Origin of the sequence: Archangium minus (assembly GCF_044360475.1) — a bacterium.
GTDB lineage: Bacteria > Myxococcota > Myxococcia > Myxococcales > Myxococcaceae > Archangium > Archangium minus.
On the sequence record NZ_CP043494.1, the window covers coordinates 9,824,733 to 9,843,112 of the forward strand.

Genomic DNA, 18,380 nt, shown 5'->3' on the forward strand with positions numbered 1-18,380 from the left:
GGGAGGAGGATTGGAGGAGCCCTGGCCGGAACAGGGCCAGGGGAGCCGGTTTTCCCAGGTGCCCCGTGCGCTAGAATGGGCCCGTGGCATTGATCGACGTGAACTCCGACACCCCCGTCTTCCTCAGGCCCCAGGTCCGCATCGAGCCGCTGATCCTCCGGTGGCTCGCGGATCATCACCTCATTCCGCCTGTGCACCGGGCCTTGAAGGTGTCGCGCTCCCATCTGCCGGTGCTGCGCTCCTTTCTCGAACAGCCCAAGCGCCACGCCGAGGCCGTGCGCATCCCCGCCCTGCGCGGCGGCCCCTTCGTCGACATCCCTCCCGAGCGCACGCAGGAGGTCCGGGAGCTGCTCGATAGGACGCTCTCCTCCCCCTTCGCTCCCCAGCAACTCGCGGACGCCATACAGGCGCTGGATGAGCGACTGGCCGCCGATCCCGGCACCGGAATCGAGCGTCTCTACTCGGAAGTGGCCGAGCCGCTCCGCGGCCTCGTCGAGCTCTATTACGACACGCGTCACCGCGCCCGCTTCCGGCTGATCGAGCCCCTGCTCTATCGCAGCGCCCTCTACCGCGAGGAGGATCAGTCCCTTCAACTCTCCCTCGCCCAGAGCGACGAGCGGGCCTTCGGCTACAGCACGCCGCGCCTGGATGGGCCCGGGCTGCTCACCCTGGACGTTCCCTTCTCCTCGCCGCTCGTTGACCTGCTCGCTGGGCTCCGATTCCAGGCCCGCCCCCTGGGCGAGGTGCGGGAAGCCCTGCGGCTGGAGGATGAACGCGCACGGCTGCTCGAGACCTTCCTCACCCCGGAGTGCGCCCCCGCTTCACCACGGTACTCGGGCCCGGGAGCCCGCATCCGCTACTTCGGACATGCCTCGCTCCTGATCGAAACGCGGGAGACGGCCATCATGGTGGATCCCACCCTCGGGTACGGCGGCCTCCAGGGCGAAGCCCGCTACTCCTTCGCCGAACTCCCCGAGCGGCTCGACTGCGTCTTCATCACCCATGCCCACGCGGACCACTTCTCGGTGGAGACACTGCTACAGCTGCGCGGCCGCACCGACACCGTGGTGGTACCTCGCGGCAGCGGCGGCAACCTGAGCGATCCGGCGCTCGATGCGATGCTCCGGGCCATCGGCTTCCGGAAGGTCCGAGCCCTGGACAACCTCGAGACGCTCGACCTTCCCGGTGGGCGGGCCACCGCGATTCCGTTCCTCGGAGAGCACGGGGACCTGGACATCCTCTCCAAGGCGTCCTGGCTGCTGGAGCTGGGAGGCCGGCGCATCTTCGTCGGCTCCGACGCGTCGGTGCCCGAGCCCAGGCTGTACGAACGGCTCGCCCCCCTGCTCCGCGAGGTGGACGCCTTCTTCTACGCGGTCGAGGCCAACGGAGCACCGCTGAGCTGGGGCAACGGCCCGCTGCTCACCCAGCCCCCCAATCGGCAGATGGACCAGACGCGCCGTCAGGGCTCGGCCACGGGCTCCCAGCTCTCCGGCCTGCTCGAGCTGCTCAGGCCACGCAGGTACTACAGCTACGCCCTGGCGCTCGAGCCCTGGCTGCGCCACGTCGTGGCCACCCCCGAGCACGAGATGAAGACGCGCCTGCGCGAGGTGGAGGTGGCGCTGGAGACGTGTCGGCGGCTCGGCCTCGTGGGCGAGCGGCTCCAAGGTCGGGCGGAGCTCCGGCTCGAGGACGCCTGAGGCGCACACGCCTCGGGCCGCTCAGGCGCGGACGAGCGCGCGCTGCGCGAGGAGCGTGGTGAGCAGCTCCCGCATCCGCTCGCGCGACCACACCACCGTGCCGCCCCGCAGCTCCTCCTTTGCCTCCTCGAGCAGCGCCCCCACCCGGTGCGCTCCTCCCCCCAACAGGCGCTGGAGCGTCTCCAACAGCCCGCGGCTCTCCGGGTAGCACTCCACCAGCCCGTTGGCCGCGACGCCGATCTCCCCGCTCGCGAGCTTGCGCCAGACGAGATTCGACTCGGGCACGAGCTTCAGCGCCTGCGTCTCATCCAGCACCACGCCAGAGGCGGACGGTGGGACGCGCAGGAAGCCCCCGCCGCTCACATACCGCAGCCACGTGAGCTCCAGCTCCCGCGCGAGCCCGCCCCCCTCCACCAGTTCCTTCAGCCCCTGCACCACACGCCGGGTGGTGTCGTGCAGCATCCCGGGTATGGCGCCGGCCAGCTCCTGACGGCGCTCCGGCTCGTAGGGCGTCATGGGATGAGGCTCCTCGACGGACTGCACCTTCTCCCCCACCAGGTCCGGGAAGGTCTCCATCAGCGGCGAGTAGATGATGTCGACGGAGTAGGCGTTGGAGACCACCAGCGCCCCAACGGCGTCAGGCTCGCACGAGGCACGAAGCCACTCCCAGGGAGCGGGTCGCTCCCGCCCGCGGGCCGCGCTAGACTTCCGCTCGCCCCCCTCCATGACCACCCCTCCAGCCGTCACCAGCCGCCGCGCGGAACTCCGAGAGCTCTGGAAGCTGGCCCTCCCCATCGCCATCGCCCAGGCAGGCCAGTCGCTGATGGGGTTCGTGGACACGGCCGTGCTGGCCCGGGCGGGCCTGGCCGAGCTCGCGGCCGTGGCGTTCTCCAACGCCATCTTCTTCCTGGTGAGCGGCTTCGGGGCGGGAATGATGATGGGGTTGGATCCGCTCGTCTCCCAGGCCTTCGGGGCGGGCAACGAGTCGCGGACCCGGGCCCTGCTATGGCAGGGCAGCTACCTGGCGGTGGTGGCGGGCATCCTGCTCGCGCTGCCGATGGTCGTGGGCATCCACCTGCTGCCCCACTTCGGGGTGCGCTTCGTGGAGCTGCCCCAGATGCAGGAGTACATCACCTGGCGTGCGCCCGGCCTGCCGCTGCTGCTGCTCTTCATCACCGCGCGCGCCTACCTCCAGGGTGTGGGGCGAACCGGTGCGCTGGTGGTGGCCACGGTGGCCGCCAACGTCCTCAACCTGGCGGCGGACCTCCTGCTCGTCTTCGGCGGAGCGGGACTGCCCGAGCTCTTCGGACCGCTGCGCGCGGTACCGGCGCTCGGGGCCAGGGGCGCGGCCCTGTCCACCACGCTGTGCTGCGCGCTGCAATGGGCCATCGTGGCGCTGGCGGTGCGCCGGGTACCCGTGTCCGGGGAGCCGCCCTCGCGGCGGCCGCAGTGGGCCAACATCCTCCAGGCCCTGTGGATCGGAATCCCCATCGGGGTGCAGGTCGTCGCGGAAGAGGGCATCCACGCCGTGACCAGCCTGCTCGCGCGAAGTCTGGGCCCGGAGAGCATCAGCGCCCACCAGATCGCCATCTCCTATTGCATCCTCTCCTTCACTGTGGCCGCGGGCATTGGCAACGCGGGCAGCGTTCGCGTGGGCTGGGCGGTGGGCGCGGGCAACCTCCAGCAGGTGCGGCAGAGCGGACGGGTGGCGCTCGCGTCCGGGGCGGCCTTCATGGCGTGCAGCGCGCTGCTGTTCGCGCTCTTCCCCCAGTCCCTGGTCCGGTTGATCGGCGCGCCGCCGGAGGTGGAGCCCCTGCTGATACCGCTGCTGATGGTGGCGGCCGTCTTCCAGCTCTCGGACGGAGTGCTGGGGGTGGGCGCGGGCGTGCTGCGGGGCATGGGGGAAACGCGCTTCACCTCCGCCGCCGTCATGGCCGGGCAGTACCTGGTGGGACTGCCCGTGGCGCTGCTGCTGGCCTATGGGCTGGGCTACGGCGTGATGGGCCTCTGGGGTGGCTTGTGCATGGGGCTCGCCGTCGTGGCGCTCGCCCTCCTCTGGCGCTTCGAGCGCCTCTGCTCAGGCCCGCTCCAACCCCTCCAGGCCTAGCCGACCCCCTCCCCTCCCCTTCGTTCCGCACTCCCTCGAGACACCTCCATGCGGGTCCCCACTCCTCGCCTCTCCATCCCCGACGAGCCCTCCCTCGCACTGCCCCGCTCCTTCTGGAAGGAGTTCGCCAGGAAGAACTGGGACCGCGAGCCGCGCCTCTTCCGGGGTCTGTTCCAGGCGCACTTCCCCACCCTCGAGGAGATGTTCGCGGCGCTCGTGGATGCCAGCGAGCGCTGCCTCCGGGGAGAGATTCCCCCCATGCGCGCCGTCCGCCTCTACGTCGAGCACGAGGACGGCCCCGGGGGCATTCCGTACTACTCGATGCTCTTCCCCCTCAACCGCAACCACCTGCCGGTGCGGGAGGACGGCAACGCGCACGCGTACCTGGAGCGCGTCACCCGCTGGCTGGGAGGCAAGCGCTTCGGTGTCATCCTCAACCGGGCCCAGTGTCACCATTGGGGCCACTGGTTGCAGATGCGCAGCTTCCTGTCGGGGTTCTACGAGACGGTGGGCGTGCCCCTGGCCGGCGCCGACTCGGCCGTCTTCTTCGGCAACTACCGCTACACGCCCTTCGGCATCCACAAGGACGACTGGCACATCTTCTACTTCGTCGTCGAGGGGAAGAAGACCATCAGCCTCTGGCCCTTCGAGGCGCTCTCCCAGCGCGAGGAGGTTCCCAAGGAGCCGGGCTTCATCCACCGGGCGGGTGCCATCCACCTGCGAGACAAGGCCGAGGAGGAACGACTGCTCTCCCAGGCCCAGCTGCTGGAGGGCCGGGCCGGTGACCTGATGTACTGGCCCGACTCCTACTGGCACCGGGCCGAGCCCTCCGAGGGGCTGGCCGTCAGCGCCTCGCTCGGGGTGGCCTTCCGCCCACCGGAGTTCGTCGGCGCGGTGGCTCCGGACGGGTGGCCCGATCGGGTGCGACACACCGAACTGCCCGGCGGGCGGGACTGGCGGATGCCGGCCACCTTGCGCACGGCCCTCCAGCAACGGATGGGGCGCAAGAGCCTGCTCGCCCTGGAGCGCGAGCGCACCACCGAGTGGGTCCGCCTCCTCGCGAGCGGCGCCATGGAGGGTGCCGCCCCCGTGCTCACCGAGGCCCCGCTCTCCCCCCACGAGTGGCTCCTCGGCTCCCCCGCGCGCCCCCTCGTCAGCTTTCCACTGCCGGAGGCGCAGGTGCTGGTGTCCGCCAACGGCCACTCCCGTGCGATTCCCGCGCCCCCCGCGGTGCGCCGCCGCCTCGAAGGGCTCGTGGAGCGCCTCAACAGCGGAGCTCCCCAGCAGGTGGAGGCGCTCGAGGAGGCCTTCTTCACCCGGCTGACGGCCCGCGCGTTCAGCCGGCGTGCCTTCCGCGAACTGCTCGATGAGCTCGTGCGCTGGCGCGCGGTACGGCGCTGCGAGCCACCCGCCTCCCAACGCCGCTGAGCCGCGCAGCAGCCTCAGCCCCGCAGCAGCGGGGGAAACACGAGCGTCGGAGTGCCGCATCCCCCAGCAGTGGGGAAGAAGGCCAGGTCCGACCCGACGCCTCGCAGCATCCGGAATGTCTCCAGTACCGGCAGGCTCAGGTCCACGGGGGCCACCCGGCGCACGCGCCGGCCCTCGTGCACCTCCCAGCCTCCGGCCATCAGAGAGACCAGGCCGGGGCGCGGCATCGTGGTGAACGTCTCGACGCGCGCCACCAACTCCGTGTAGCGCTCGGGGAGCGCGTCACCGCGCGGCACCACGAAGAGGTTGATCGGGCAGGGCGCTGGCGGCGCGCCCTCGAGACGCAGACCCCGGCCGTTCGGCTCCACGCCGAGCCGCGCCGCCGTCCCCGTGGAGTGAAGGAAGCCGCGCAGTCCCCCCTCCTCGATGAGCCCCAGTGGACAGGCGGGCATCCCCTCGTCATCCGTTTCCAGCCGCTGCGTCCCGAGGGGGTGGCGCGGATCATCCTGGACGCTCAGCACCGAGGGGAAGGGCTTCTTCCCCACCGCGCGAACGAGCGCCGGCAGAGAGGCCCCCACGTCCCCCCTCAACAGCCAGGCCAGCGCCTCGACGAGCGGGACCGCGACGGCGGGCCGCAGGACGAGAGGCAGGTCTGGATCCACCGGCTCCGCGGGTCCCTCCAGGACCTCGACGGCTTGCGCGAGCCGCGCGCGGAGGGATTCGAGCGGCCACGGCTGCCCCAGCGGGGAGGCCACGGCATCGACAATGGCCCCGCGCGGCGTCTCGCAACGCACGAAGGCGTCCTCCCGGGAGCTTCCTCCCCACGAGCAGCCCCCCTCGCCGCGCACGAGCACGGTCCTGGTCACGGACTGGGTGAGCAGCGCCGCCTGCACCACCCGGCCCGGGGGAACCACCGTCCGGAGGAGGTGCTCCGCCAGGCTCCGCGACCGCTCGGCCGAGAGATCCGGGAACGACGGCGGCGCGGAGCCGGCCGGGTCCAGCAGTTCGGGCAAGGACGGGGGAGGACTCGTCCCCATCCGCTGTCGGGCGGCCTCCAGTACACGAGCCAGCTCCACGGGCCCACTCACGGGCAAGGCCGCGAACCCGGAGTGCTCCCCCTGCCATACCCGTGCCGCCGCCAGCAGGGAGCCGCCCCGGTTGAGGGTGAAGGCAGTGGTGGAGGCCTCGTACTCCAGCGTCAGTCGGCGGCCCGCGGAGAGGAAGAGCTCGGCCCGGGTGCCCGCGTTCCCTCGCGAGAAGACGTCCAGCTCCGCTCGGGCCGCACCGGCCAGCGCGTGCAGCGCCGCGTCTCCACACGCCGCCCCTCCGCTCTCACCGGGCTCCTCACCGGCGGCGCTCACCGCGACCTCCTCGCGCTCCACGCTCACCTTCACGATACCTCTCATCATGCCTCATCCCGGGGGTCCTCCGGAGCGGCTGCCTGCGAGCGGACGGACACGCACGGGTGATATGAAAAGGCAGGAAGGAGTTGCCTCTTGCTGGACTGGTTCGTGGAGCGGCGCGAGCTGACCGAGGTCGTCCATCAGCGCACGGGGTTGCGTGTCCAGGCCCCCACCTTCGAGCGCGGCTACTCGATACGCCGGGACGTGCCCGGTGGCATCGAGCGAACCTGGGCGGAGGTGGCCGGTGACACACTGCCCCCCGGTGCCCTGCCCGCGGAGGTGTCCGCGCGGGCGAGCGAGCTGCTCTCCCCTGGGCTCCGCCTGCCGGACGCCGCCGTGTTCACGTGGGCAGTGCAGCGGCTCGTGGACACAGCTCGGGCCGCAGGCGCGGCGCACCTGGACGTGCTGCTGCGCGAGGTGGAGCAACACATCCTCTTCACCGGTGAGGAGCACCAGGCCGAGGACCGGCGGCGTTACACCCTCCTCGAGGTGAAGGCCTTCCACGCCACCCCCGGCGGGATGGCCGAGCTGTGGCGCTGCGCGGCCTGGCCGGACGGCGAGCGGATGCGCGAGGCCCTGCCGGAGCTCGAGTCCCAGGTGGAGCACATGGTGCAGCTCCTGCGCGAGAGCACCCCCGCCGTGGCCTGTCCCACCGGCGCGCTGCCCGTGGTGTTCCCTCCCGGGGCAGCCTCGGCCTGCTTCTTCCACGAGGTATGCGGACACCCGCTGGAGGGGGACGTCGTCGCGCGGGGAGGCTCGTACCTGGCGAGCCGCCTCGGACAGCGGGTGGCCGAGCCCTTCGTCTCCATCTCGGATGACCCGACGGACGGCCGCGGAGCCCTCGCGTACACCTGCGATGACGAGGGCCACCCCGCCCAATCCGTGCCGCTCCTCCGCGCCGGCGTCGTCGGCTCGCCGCTGCTGGATGCGCAGAGCGCCCGACGCCTGGGCCGGCCCTCCAACGGACATGGCCGGAGGGTGAGCTTCCGGCATCCACCTCTTCCCCGAATGGCGCACACCCGCGTCGAGCCCCATCAGGGCGACCTGGAAGGCCTGATGGCGGACATCCCTCACGGGCTGCTCGTGCGCCACCTGACGCCCCGCCACATGAACCTCCTGTCGGGGGACTTCAGCTTCTATGTGGTGGAGGCGCAGGAGATCCGCGAGGGCCGTCCGGGGCGGCTGGTGTCGCCGGGCATCCTCAGCGGCAATGGCCTGGAAGCCCTGGCGAACATCGACGCCGTCGGCGCGGATCTCCAGAACCTGTTCGCCACCCGCGGCTGCCGCAAACAGGACCACGGCCCGCTGCCTGTGTCCTTCGGGCAGCCGGCCGTGCGGTTCCGCCAACTCCACGTTCAGCCCTGGCGGTAAGCCCGCCAGCGGGGAACGTCCTGACACTTACGGCATGCACACCCAGCTGAAGTCCTGGCCCGGCGACGGCTCGTCGTCCGTGTCCTCGGGCGGAGGCGGCTCCTCCCCACCGGGGAGGGCGAAGACGCGGGCCACGGAGACGCCACCCGGCTGGATGTCAGCCTCGAGCGAGGGAATGAACCACGGCCGCGGATTCCCGAACATGTCCTCCCCCGTGCCATGGTCGACGAACTGCACCGACAGTGGACCCGAGCCGCCCGGCGGCAGCACGATGGCGTAGTAGCCGATGGGGCTCACCCCGCCCGCGCTGGCCATGAAGCCCATGGGGGACTGGCCCGCCCCGCCCGCTCCCGGCAGATCCCAGTTCAGTGCGTAGACCTGACCCGCGCTGCTCTCCACGGAGACCTGGTCCGCGTTGAACTGGACCCAGTCGAGCATCATGCTGGGAACGAACACCCAGGTGAGCACCACGCCGCCCGTCTTGCTCGGGTTGAGCAGGTCCGCGACCGTGCTCGAGCGAGCATGGGCGAGCGCCGAGAGTGCCCCGGCCTCTCCCACCATCGTGGCCACCATCAACTGGCACAGCGGCACGCTCGGCAGGATGGGGCGCAGCGTGGTGGTCGACACATACCGGCTCTTGGGGACCTCGACTGGGGAGGGCTCATCAATCCCCGCGCCGAGCTCCACGCCCGCGGCCATCGGATCGGCCTTCATCACGTACTGGGTCGAATCGCCGCGGGGGACGTTGTACACCTGCCACACGCCCTTCTGCGCGGAGATCGAGCCACTCGTCTGGGTGCTCCCGGACACAAGGCTCACGTTGGCGCCCGAGATGCTCGCGTACTCCAGGTAGGGAGTCCCATCGACGAGGAAGGGCGGCGGCGGCCCTTCCGGATCATCCGGCGCCACCGGCCAGGCGGAGGACAGAAGGAAGAAGGCCTCCGGGTCCAGGAGGAAACCGGAGACGGTGCTCGTCCGCGGCATGTCCACGTAGGAGCCCGCATCCGGAGTCGTGGGGGTGGAAGGCCCCTGGCCGAGACAGCCGGACAGGGTGGCGGAGAGAAGCAGCGCGCTGGAAACGACGCTCGAAGTTCTCATGGCGGTCCTCAGTGGATTCATTGACGCGGCAGCACGTGCTGGGTGGGCGGCGTGCTGACGTGGCACGCCTGGGCACAGTTGCCGTACGAGTTGGGAGTGTTCTGGAACCGCTCGAACTTGAGGTCGAAGTAATCCGAGCCGTGCGACTGCAGGTGGCAGCTGTTGCACACCTGGATGCTGGGCCGCAGGGTGCTCTCGCGCGAGAGGTGGCACATGGTGCAGTCCGCCTTGTTCTGCTTGTACTTGCGCGAGCTCATGTGGAGACGGTGGATGGAGTCCGGCAGGAAGCCCACCGTCTCGTCGTTGTGGCACGTCTTGCACGCCTCCACGTGGTCCACGGACAGGCCGTGGTGGAGGTTGTCCAGCGAGTTCACGCCGTTGTGGCACAGCTGGCAGTTCCCCACCCGGCCCGGGTAGACCGTGGGCTTCTCCTGGCCCACCTGGAAGAAGAACGGATCCAACCGGTTGAGGCGCTCACCCATGAAGGAGCGGTGACCCTTGACGAAGATGGCGTAGGTGCCCGGCTTCGCGTTCTCCGGCAGGGTGACGGACCACTGCGTGGGCGGCGCTACATCCCCGCCGCGAGGCAGATAGGGGGCACCGGGATCCAGGTAGTAGAAGGGCTCGCTGGTTACCGGATAGGCGAAGTACGGAAGCTTGTAGGTGCCGTAACCCACCTGGAGATCCTGCAGGGGGCCCACCACCTTGAAGCCGGACTCGGAGCTGCTGGCGTCACGGAAGGTGACGAGCATGAACTCGTTGAAGTAGCTGAAGCCGTTGGACTTGCCGCCCATATACTCGTTGAAGGTGGGCAGCGCTTCGCGCGGGTGGAGGCCGTGGCCGTCACCGTCTTGCAGCGACAGCCGGAAGTCCACCGTGTCGCCCGGCATGAAGTACTTGCCGTTCTGCGGCTTCGCGACGCTCACCTTCTGCTTGAGGCCGAATCCGCAGGGCACCCGCTCGGTGGTGGCCAGCCCGTCCGCGTCCAGCTTGTAGCAGGAGGCCTCGCGGCTCGGCTCCGGCATGAACGTCACCGGGAAGAGGAAGGGCTGCTCGGGCAGCAGGCTCCAGGTGACGCGGATGACGCCCTCCCCGTTCAGCTGGGGCATGCGGAAGGTGTTGAAGGGATTGGTGGAGTTGGCGAAGGAGACCTTCACGCCCGTCAGGTGGAGGAGGCCGCCATAGTCGGGGTCCGGCTGCAGCTCGGGATCATTGGGGTAGCGAGGCCGGAGGAGGCCGAGGGTCGCCCAGCTCACCCGGGTGCGGCCGGTGGTGCTGTTCTCGGCGAGGAAGTCCTTGCGCTTGTAGGTGGCGGTGGCGCGAACGTTTCCGTCCGCGTCGAGCACCTCGAGCGTGAGCGCGTCGTCGTCGGACAACATCCACGCGGCGTTCTCGTACAAGGTCTCACGCTGGAAGGAGCCCCGGTTGTTCAGGGCCCGCCACTCGTCACGGCCGATGGTCATCCCGGACCAGTCCAGGTCCTTGAAGAGCGACTTGTTGCGGATCCACGCGGCGGGGCTGCGCCGGTCGTTGAGGTCCGTGTGCTCGTTGACCACGGTGTCCATCGCGGTGAACTCGCGCAGGAAGTAGAGCTCGCCGGGCGTGACCGTGAGCACCTCGGTGGGCGGGCGCGGCTCACCCAACGGCACGCCATCCGTGAGGTGGATGCACTCGGACGGATAGCCGGGCAGATTGAGGGAGCCGGCCGACACGGGCAGACCGTTGGGCAGGATGGCGCAGCCCTTGAACTGCAGCAGGGACAGCGAGATGGCACCGGAGGCGGAGCTCGAGTAGGGGTCGAACGCCTTCGCGCCACGACCACGAGTTCCCTCTGCGTCGGTGGTATTGAGGACATCACAGCCCGAGGCGAGCACCACCAGGGACAGGAGGAGGATCTTCTGGTGCAGGTTCATGGAAGCTCGAGTCCTGCGCGACAACTGGCGGCAGGACGGGGGGAGAACATGAGCGCGGAGACGGCACTCTATATGGAATGGGCGCTTGTTGGGGAGAGGCTCAGTCCGGAGTGGGCGCGTCCACCGGGTGGCCCGTGCGGATGGCGATCAACCCGCGGCGGTATTCGAGGGGCAGGCGGTCCGCCCGGACGTGGACCTCGCTGGAGAAGTCCAGCGGGTGCGCCCGGGGCCGCTGCGCCTCGGCGATGAGCCGATCCTGCTCGAGGATGGCCAGCTCGCTCTTCACGAACATGTCCGGGAAGTGGTTGCGCAGCCTGGGGTGGTACGAGGCGAAGTAGAAGCACTGCATCTTCTCCTCGGACCAGGGCGAGGCGATCGCATACACGGTGTGTGCGTAGAAGATGGTGGGCTTGAAGGAGAGGCGCGCGGCGAAGGGGAAGAAGACCTCGTAGGAGAGCGTGGTCCGGTCCACCTTGGGGGGCATCCCGCCAATCGCGGGCGAGAGCGCTGGATAGGAGATTTGCGCCCGCACCCCAGCGGCGCTCCGCTCCACCTCGTAGGGAGGAACCTCCTGCTGCTGCGGGTTGCCGAAGGTCCCCTCGTGCACCCAGGACAGGTGGGCCACGTCCAGGACGATCTCAATCATGCGGCCCGCGGAGGTGTTCCAGTCCAGGCGAGGCAGCGGGACAGTGGCCACGCTGCCATCCTCTAGCTCCGGCCACTCGGGCAGCGGCGCCGCGGGCTCCGGGGCCAGGCACACCCAGACGAGGCCGTAGCGCTCGACGGCCCGAAAGGAGGTGAGCGCGGCCCGGGCCGGGATGGGGACGCCGGGCTGCGAAGGCACCCGGACACACCGCCCGTCCCGCCCGTACGTCCAGCCATGGAAGCCACAGCGCAAACCTTCCTCGGTGAGCTGCCCACCGCACAGGTCCGCGCCGCGATGGGCGCAGTAGCGCTGCGTGGCAGCCACTCCAGAGCCTGTGCGCCACACGACGAGTTCCGTCTCCAGGAGCCGCGCCGCGAGCGGGCGCTCCTTCAGCTCGTGCGAGAACGCGACGGGGTGCCAGTACGGAGAGAAGGCTTCTTGATAGGAGCGCACGCTCGAATCCATGTCTCGACTCAGCGAGCCAGGCCCAGCCCGCGCAGGCTGCGCCAGGGGGCCCGCTCCGCTCACGCCAGCGCGAGCGGGGCGATCTTGCTCTCGATTTCCTCGAGCAGGAAGTTGATCTCCTCGAGCTCGTCGAGCTTCTCCGGAGCCGCCATGGCAACGGGAGTGACACTCGGCTCTGCGGCCGAAGTCTGAGCAGGAGCAGTCACCGCGGACTCGGTCGACGGCAGGGGATTCTCTTGCGATGCCATGGGACCTCCAGTTGGGGGGAAGCAGGAGGAAAGGTGCGGAGATACTGCAACTCGGGATGGTCATGCGAAGCAGGGGTGGCTGTCAATGCACCCCCAAGCAAGTCGAGTACGCTGCCAGTGACGATCCCCCATGAGCCAGCCCCTCCTCAGAGAGTCTCGTCCGAACCTGCCCCTCCTCTGGGAGGGCCTCGCCGCCAGCGTGGGCGGACTGCTGTGGCTCGTGGCCTATGCGGCCTCGGTGGAACTCGGACGGGAGAACGGCTCGGCCCGAGCAGACGCGAGCGCCTCGTGGCTGGCCTGGTCGTATTTCACCGCGTTCGCCGGGGCCACCCTCGCGTTGGGCGCGAGCCTGGTGGGGCTCCAGGTCCGGCGCTGGCGGCGGAAGACGAGCCTCGCGGGCCTGCTCCTGGCCACCATCGCCGTCGGGTCATCCCTGGCCAACACCGTCCTGCTGACGGGGCTGCTGGGACGCCCCCGGTTCGACCCTTTCCATGGAGGCACCGGCGCGATGGCGACCTGTGTCAGCGCGGTGCTCCTCGGTGTCGCCACATGGCGTGAGCGATCAATTCCGCGCAGGGCCAGCATCGCGCTGCTCGCCGTGGGAAGCCTGACAGTGGTGCTGATCTTCGCCTCCACGCTCTCGTTCGGCCCGGTGCCCGCGTACTTCGTGGATGACCTGCCCTTCGGCCTGGCCGGCGCCGCGTGGATCGCACTGGGAGCGATGATGCGCGTACACGGATGGCGGGGATAGGCCCCGGGCCGGGGCGCCTTCCATCGCTCGATGGGTTGCCGTTACACTCTCGCTCCCCCCGAGAGATCACCGCCCCCTCCCGTGATATTCCAGACAGAGCTTCTCGCTCGTGCAGCAGCCGTGGTGGTCCTCGTCTGGAGTTGCACCAGCTCCGCCAGCGACCCCTTCGACACGTCCATCCGGCCCGCCACCCTCACCGAGCCCGAGGACGAGCCCAAGGACTCCGGGGAGACGGCACCCGCCACCGAGCCAACCGAGCCCGACAGGACGATCCGGCGCGCCACCATCACCGAAGCCGAAGAGGGTGAGGCCAGCGCTCCCGCCCAGCCCTCCTTCCAGGAAGAGCTCGAGCGGAAGAAGGACTTCCTCACCCTGGGAGGACTCTTCTACCAGCGCGCCGACCTGCTCGGCTCGCGCCTGGAGGGACAAACCCGGCTGCAGCCCAAGTTCCCCGCGCTCGTGAACCTCTACCTCGACGCCAGGCCGTCGGAGCGCCTGCGCGGCTTCGTGGTGGGGCGGCTCGTCTACGATCCGCTGGATTCAACGCGGTCCGGCCCACAGACCCTCCTCGACCAGTTCTGGTTCAGCTTCGACCTCGCCAACCGCGTGTTCATCACCGCCGGACGGCAGCAGATCAAGTGGGGCAGCTCCCTGCTCTGGAACCCCACCGACTTCCTCCAGCAGCCCAACCCGCAGCCGCTCGAGGGGATCGACCTGCGCACGGGCGTGGACATGCTGAAGGTGAACATCCCGTGGGAGTCCCTCGGCGCGCACCTGTCGCTCATGCTCACGGCGGATCTCCTGGGGCCGTCCGAGCAACGGTTGCGCTATGGCGGCGCCCTGCGCGCCGATGTGGTGATTGGCGACGCTGGCGAGCTCAGTCTCACCGCGTCCTTCCTCCAGCGGCGCCGCCCCCGCTACGGCCTGGACTGGAGCATGGGCGTGGGCCCGGTGGATCTCAACGCCGAGCTCGCCCTCGTGAGGGACTCCGACGTCCGCCTCTGGGAGCGCACCCCGGAAGGCTTCGCCCCGCGTGACTTCGGCGGGCCAAAGCTGCTCGCCAGCGGAGGCATGTCCACCCAGTTCCGCCTCGCGGATGTCTTCCGCGTCGGCCTGCGGCTCGAGGGCTTCTACAACTCGCTCGGGTATGAGGATCGCGCCTTCCTCACCTGGCTGCAGTCCACGGGCGACTACCGGGCACTCTTCTTCGGTCGTTACTACGGCATGGGCCAGGTCTCCCTCAGCCGCCGCAGCATGTACGCGCCCACGCTGAGCCTCACCGCCGTGGCGAACGTGAGCGACCACTCCTACATGTCCCGCCTGGAGTACTCGATGGTGGTGACGACCGCGGTGAAGTTCTTCGTCTTCGTCGAGGCCCCCTTCGGCGCTCGCGGAAGCGAGTTCCTCTTCCAACCAGACCTGGCGGTGGCTCCCCTCCCCGCGGTGGATCTGGGCCTCTTCCGTGCAGGCATCAACGTCCGCATGCGGCTCTGAGCGGACCCCACACGTCTTCCTCGCTTCTCGACATGGCCTCTCCAAAAGACTTCGACGCCCCGTCCTCCGCCGAGCAGCTCGTGCAGCAGACGCAGCCGTCGCCACCGCGCAACACGGTACGCCTGGACTCCGAGAGGGAGTGGGAGCTGGACAGGTGCGTGCACGAGCTCATCTCCGAGCAGGCCCAGCGCACCCCGCATCAGGTGGCACTCGCCTCACGTGAGGGCCAGTGGACGTATGCCCAGTTGGAGGCCCATACCAACCGTGCTGCCCGGCTCCTGGTCGCCCAGGGTGTCAGCCCCGAGTGCCTCGTCCCCGTCCTCTGCGTCCGCTCCGAGGCCCTCGTCCGCGCCGTCCTCTCCATTCACAAGGCCGGTGGCACCTACCTGCCCCTGGACGCTCAGCTTCCCCCGGCCCGCCTCGCCCAGCTCCTCTCCGAGAGCCGCGCCCCCTTCCTCCTCCCCCTCGGCTCCTCCAGCGCCCTCCTCTCCGAGGTGCTCGCGCTGCTCCCCCCCTCCCAGCGCCCCCACGTCCTCTCCCTCGACGGGCTCGACTCCTTCAGCCCTGAGCCTCTTGCTCCCCGCGCCTCCCCTCACCACCTCGCCTACGTCCTCTTCACCTCCGGCTCCACCGGCACCCCCAAGGGCGTCATGGTCGAGCACCGCAGCATGCTCAACCACTTCCTGGGCATGCAGGAGCTCCTCGGCTTCTCCCCGGGTGACGTCAACGCCCAGACTGCCTCCATGGGCTTCGACATCTCCCTCTGGCAGATGCTCGGCGCCCTCCCCTTCGGCGCCACTACCCACGTCTTCGAGGACGAGCTCGTCCGCCACACGCCTCGCCTGGTGCCCGCCCTTCAGCAGGCCCGCGTCACTATCGCCGAGATGGTCCCCTCCCTCCTCCAGTCCATTCTCGAGGACGGTGATGACCCTCTCTCCCCCTTCCTCAAGCACGTGCGCGCCCTCGTCATCGGCGGCCAGGCTCTTCCTCCCTCCCTCGTCTCCTCCTGGCTGACGCGCTACCCGGGCACCCTCCTCGTCAACGCCTACGGGCCCACCGAGTGCACCGACATCGTCACCGTGCACCCCATGCGCTCGGCCCCCACTACCTCCCTCACTCCCATTGGCCTGCCCAAGGCCAACATGGAGGCCTACGTCCTGGACGACTCCCTTCGTCCCGTGCCTCCGGGTGTCCTCGGCGAGCTGTACGTGGGTGGCACCGGTGTCGCCCGCGGCTACCTCCACCGTCCGGAGCTCACCTCCGAGCGTTTCCTCCCCCACCCCTTCTCCTCCTCCCCTGGCGCCCGCCTCTACCGCACCGGCGACAGGGTGCGCCTCTCTCCCCAGGGCCTGCTCGAATTCGTCTCCCGCGCCGACTTCCAGGTGAAGGTGCGTGGCTTCCGCATTGAGCCCGGTGAAGTGGAGGCCGCCCTCCACGCCCTTCCCCAGGTGCGCTCAGCCGCCGTCTCCGTGCGCGAGCGCAGCCCCGGTGACAACTACCTCGTGGCCTGGGTGGTGCCTTCCTCCGACGAGGGTGTCTCCCCCTCCTCGCTTCTGGCCTCCCTCGAGCACGCCCTGCCTTCCTACATGGTGCCCAGCCGCCTGGTGCTGCTGCGCTCCCTCCCCCTCACCCACACCGGCAAGGTCGACTACGACGCCCTGGGCTCCCTCCCCCTCTCCTCCTCCGAGTCCTCTCCCTCCGGTGCGCCTCCCCTCGGCCCCCTCGAGGAGCGTCTCGCTCAGCTCTTCTGTCTCTCCCTCGGCCTCTCCTCCGTCTCTCGCCACGACGACTACTTCGACCTCGGCGGCCACTCCCTCAACGCCATCTCCCTCGTCTCCCGCATCCGTCAGTCCTTCGGCGTCGAGCTTCCTCTCGAGTCCCTCTTCTCCGCCCCCTCCGTCGCTGGCCTCGCCCTCGAAATCTCCCGGCTCCAGGGCTCCTCTTCCTCCCCTCTCCCTCAGCCCCTTCCCCTCCCTCCCCACGCCTCTCCCGTGCTGTCGTTCGCCCAGGAACGCATGTGGTTCCTGCAGCAACTCCAGCCCCGTGTCCCGGTCTACAACATGCCCCGGGCGGTGGAGCTGAGTGGCGCTGTCGACCCGGCGGTACTCGACGCGGCGCTGCGGCAACTCCTCTCCCGGCACAAGGCACTCCGCTCCGCTTTCCCCTCGAAGGAGGGCTACCCGAAGCTCACCTTCCACGACGTCCCGCGCCAGGTGCTGAGCCTCGAGCGGCTGGAGGGCCAGCCGGAAGAGACGCTCTCCCGGCGCATGCAGGAGCTGGTGGCACTCCCCTTCGCGCTGGAGGACGGGCCCCTCTATCGCTTCCACCTCTTCCGCCTCTCGCCGCACCGGCACGTCCTGCTGCTGGTGCTCCACCACCTGATCTTCGACGGCTGGTCGTTCAACCTGATGATGCAGGAGCTCGGAGCCCTCTACTCCGCGCTTAGCCGCCAGGAGCCTCCTCAGCTCCCGGCGCTGGAACTCGAAGCCGCGGACCTCGCCGCATGGCAGCGCACGTCCATCACCGCGGAGCGCGAGGCCGAGCAGCTCCAGTATTGGAAACGCCAGCTCGCCGGTGCACCCGCGGCACTGCAACTCCCCACCGACATGGCTCCCTCGACCCGCACGAGCCGGGGAGCCGAAACGAATCATCTGCCGCTGCCCGCCGGGCTCACCGAGGCGTTGCGTGCGTATTGCCAGCAGCACCAGGTGACGCCCTACATGGTGCTGTACGCCGCGTTCGCCACCCTGCTGTACCGCTACTCGGGCCAGAGGGACTTCTGCGTCGGCACTCCGACCTCCGGCCGCACCCACCCCGCCTTCGACAAGGTCGTCGGTCCCTTCATCAACACCGTGGTGCTGCGCACCCGCATCGATCCGGCCGCGGCGTTCTCCTCCCTGCTGGAGCAGGTGCGGACCACCACCGTGGACGCCATCGCCCACCAGGAGCTGCCCTTCGAGCGCCTCGTCAGCGCGCTCGGTGTGGAGCGCGGCGTCGGCCATACGCCCCTCTTCCAGGTGCTGTTCGAGCTGTACAAGGTGGAGGGCACTCTGGAGAACGCGCTCGCCAGCCTCGGCGCGCGCCCGCTGCACCTCGACAACCGGAACACCCTCTTCGATCTCGTCCTCACCGTCACCGAGCACGCGAGCGGCTTCCAGCTCCTCTTGCGCTACAGCGAGGACCTGTACACCCGCACCACCGTGGAGCGGATGCGCGGCCACTTCATCCAACTCCTCACCCACGCGCTCCGGGCTCCCCAGACGCGCCTGGATGCGCTGGAGTTGCTGACGCACGAGGAGCACCAGTCCGTGCGGCGGACCTCCCGCGACTCCGAGAGGGAGTGGGAGCTGGACAGGTGCGTGCACGAGCTCATCTCCGAGCAGGCCCAGCGCACCCCGCATCAGGTGGCACTCGCCTCACGCGAGGGCCAGTGGACGTATGCCCAGCTGGAAGCCCATACCAACCGTGCCGCCCGGCTCCTGGTGGCCCAGGGTGTCGGCCCCGAGTGCCTCGTCCCCGTCCTCTGCGTCCGCTCCGAGGCTCTCGTCCGCGCTGTCCTCTCCATTCACAAGGCCGGTGGCACCTACCTGCCCCTGGACGCTCAGCTTCCCCCGGCCCGCCTCGCCCAGCTCCTCTCCGAGAGCCGCGCCCCCTTCCTCCTTCCCCTCGACTCCTCCAGCACCCTCCTCTCCGAGGTGCTCGCGCTGCTTCCCCCCTCCCAGCGCCCCCACGTCCTCTCCCTCGACGGGCTCGACTCCT

Annotated in this window: 12 protein-coding genes and 1 pseudogene; 7 read left to right on the forward strand and 6 right to left on the reverse strand. The window is 69.7% G+C overall.

Translation table 11 applies throughout. The annotated features are described in order from the left end of the window. Positions 1–83 precede the first annotated feature (83 nt). Entirely contained in the window at positions 84–1,697 is a 1,614-nt protein-coding gene (locus F0U60_RS40135) for an MBL fold metallo-hydrolase (protein ID WP_395807761.1), read from the forward strand. A gap of 21 nt (positions 1,698–1,718) precedes the next feature. Here the strand turns inward: F0U60_RS40135 and F0U60_RS40140 are convergent, their stop codons facing one another. Further along, a complete protein-coding gene (locus F0U60_RS40140; RefSeq protein WP_395807763.1) occupies positions 1,719–2,423 on the reverse strand; it encodes a hypothetical protein in 705 nt (234 codons plus the stop codon). Here F0U60_RS40140 and F0U60_RS40145 point away from each other — a divergent pair. After that, the gene (locus F0U60_RS40145) at positions 2,422–3,804 is read left to right on the forward strand and encodes an MATE family efflux transporter (protein ID WP_395807765.1); all 1,383 of its coding nucleotides are present in this window, start codon (positions 2,422–2,424) and stop codon (positions 3,802–3,804) included. The genes F0U60_RS40140 and F0U60_RS40145 overlap by 2 nt on opposite strands. 48 nt (positions 3,805–3,852) lie before the next feature. After that, a complete protein-coding gene (locus F0U60_RS40150; protein ID WP_395807767.1) occupies positions 3,853–5,232 on the forward strand; it encodes a hypothetical protein in 1,380 nt (459 codons plus the stop codon). 14 nt (positions 5,233–5,246) lie between these two features. On the opposite strand, the gene F0U60_RS40155 is transcribed toward F0U60_RS40150, so the two are convergent. Next, the gene (locus tag F0U60_RS40155) at positions 5,247–6,641 is read right to left on the reverse strand and encodes a metallopeptidase TldD-related protein (protein WP_395807769.1); all 1,395 of its coding nucleotides are present in this window, start codon (positions 6,639–6,641) and stop codon (positions 5,247–5,249) included. Between the two features lie 87 nt (positions 6,642–6,728). On the opposite strand from F0U60_RS40155, the gene F0U60_RS40160 reads away from it, so the two are divergent. Further along, the gene (locus F0U60_RS40160) at positions 6,729–8,006 is read left to right on the forward strand and encodes a TldD/PmbA family protein (protein WP_395807771.1); all 1,278 of its coding nucleotides are present in this window, start codon (positions 6,729–6,731) and stop codon (positions 8,004–8,006) included. Positions 8,007–8,033: 27 nt separating this feature from the next. Here the strand turns inward: F0U60_RS40160 and F0U60_RS40165 are convergent, their stop codons facing one another. From F0U60_RS40165 to F0U60_RS40180, 4 genes are all read right to left on the reverse strand, one after another. Beyond that, positions 8,034–9,104 carry a hypothetical protein gene (locus F0U60_RS40165; RefSeq protein ID WP_395807773.1) on the reverse strand — a complete coding sequence of 357 codons (1,071 nt, stop codon included), beginning with the start codon at positions 9,102–9,104 and terminating at the stop codon, positions 8,034–8,036. A 17-nt stretch (positions 9,105–9,121) separates the two neighbouring features. Continuing rightward, positions 9,122–11,017: a hypothetical protein gene (locus F0U60_RS40170; protein WP_395807775.1), complete on the reverse strand. Its 1,896-nt coding sequence runs from the start codon at positions 11,015–11,017 to the stop codon at positions 9,122–9,124. 100 nt (positions 11,018–11,117) lie between these two features. Further along, positions 11,118–12,128: a Rieske 2Fe-2S domain-containing protein gene (locus F0U60_RS40175; RefSeq protein ID WP_395807777.1), complete on the reverse strand. Its 1,011-nt coding sequence runs from the start codon at positions 12,126–12,128 to the stop codon at positions 11,118–11,120. Between the two features lie 59 nt (positions 12,129–12,187). Beyond that, complete coding sequence (locus F0U60_RS40180) at positions 12,188–12,376, reverse strand: Xan family putative trans-acting RiPP leader peptide (RefSeq protein ID WP_395807779.1); 189 nt, start codon at positions 12,374–12,376, stop codon at positions 12,188–12,190. A gap of 130 nt (positions 12,377–12,506) precedes the next feature. Between F0U60_RS40180 and F0U60_RS40185 the strand changes: the two genes are divergently transcribed. The 3 genes and pseudogenes from F0U60_RS40185 to F0U60_RS40195 all read left to right on the forward strand — a co-directional run. Beyond that, positions 12,507–13,127 carry a hypothetical protein gene (locus F0U60_RS40185; RefSeq protein ID WP_395807781.1) on the forward strand — a complete coding sequence of 207 codons (621 nt, stop codon included), beginning with the start codon at positions 12,507–12,509 and terminating at the stop codon, positions 13,125–13,127. Positions 13,128–13,247: 120 nt separating this feature from the next. After that, a complete protein-coding gene (locus F0U60_RS40190; RefSeq protein WP_395807783.1) occupies positions 13,248–14,621 on the forward strand; it encodes a hypothetical protein in 1,374 nt (457 codons plus the stop codon). 32 nt (positions 14,622–14,653) lie between these two features. Next, positions 14,654–18,328: pseudogene (locus F0U60_RS40195) on the forward strand (amino acid adenylation domain-containing protein); the annotation flags it as partial. Between the last annotated feature and the right edge of the window lie 52 nt (positions 18,329–18,380).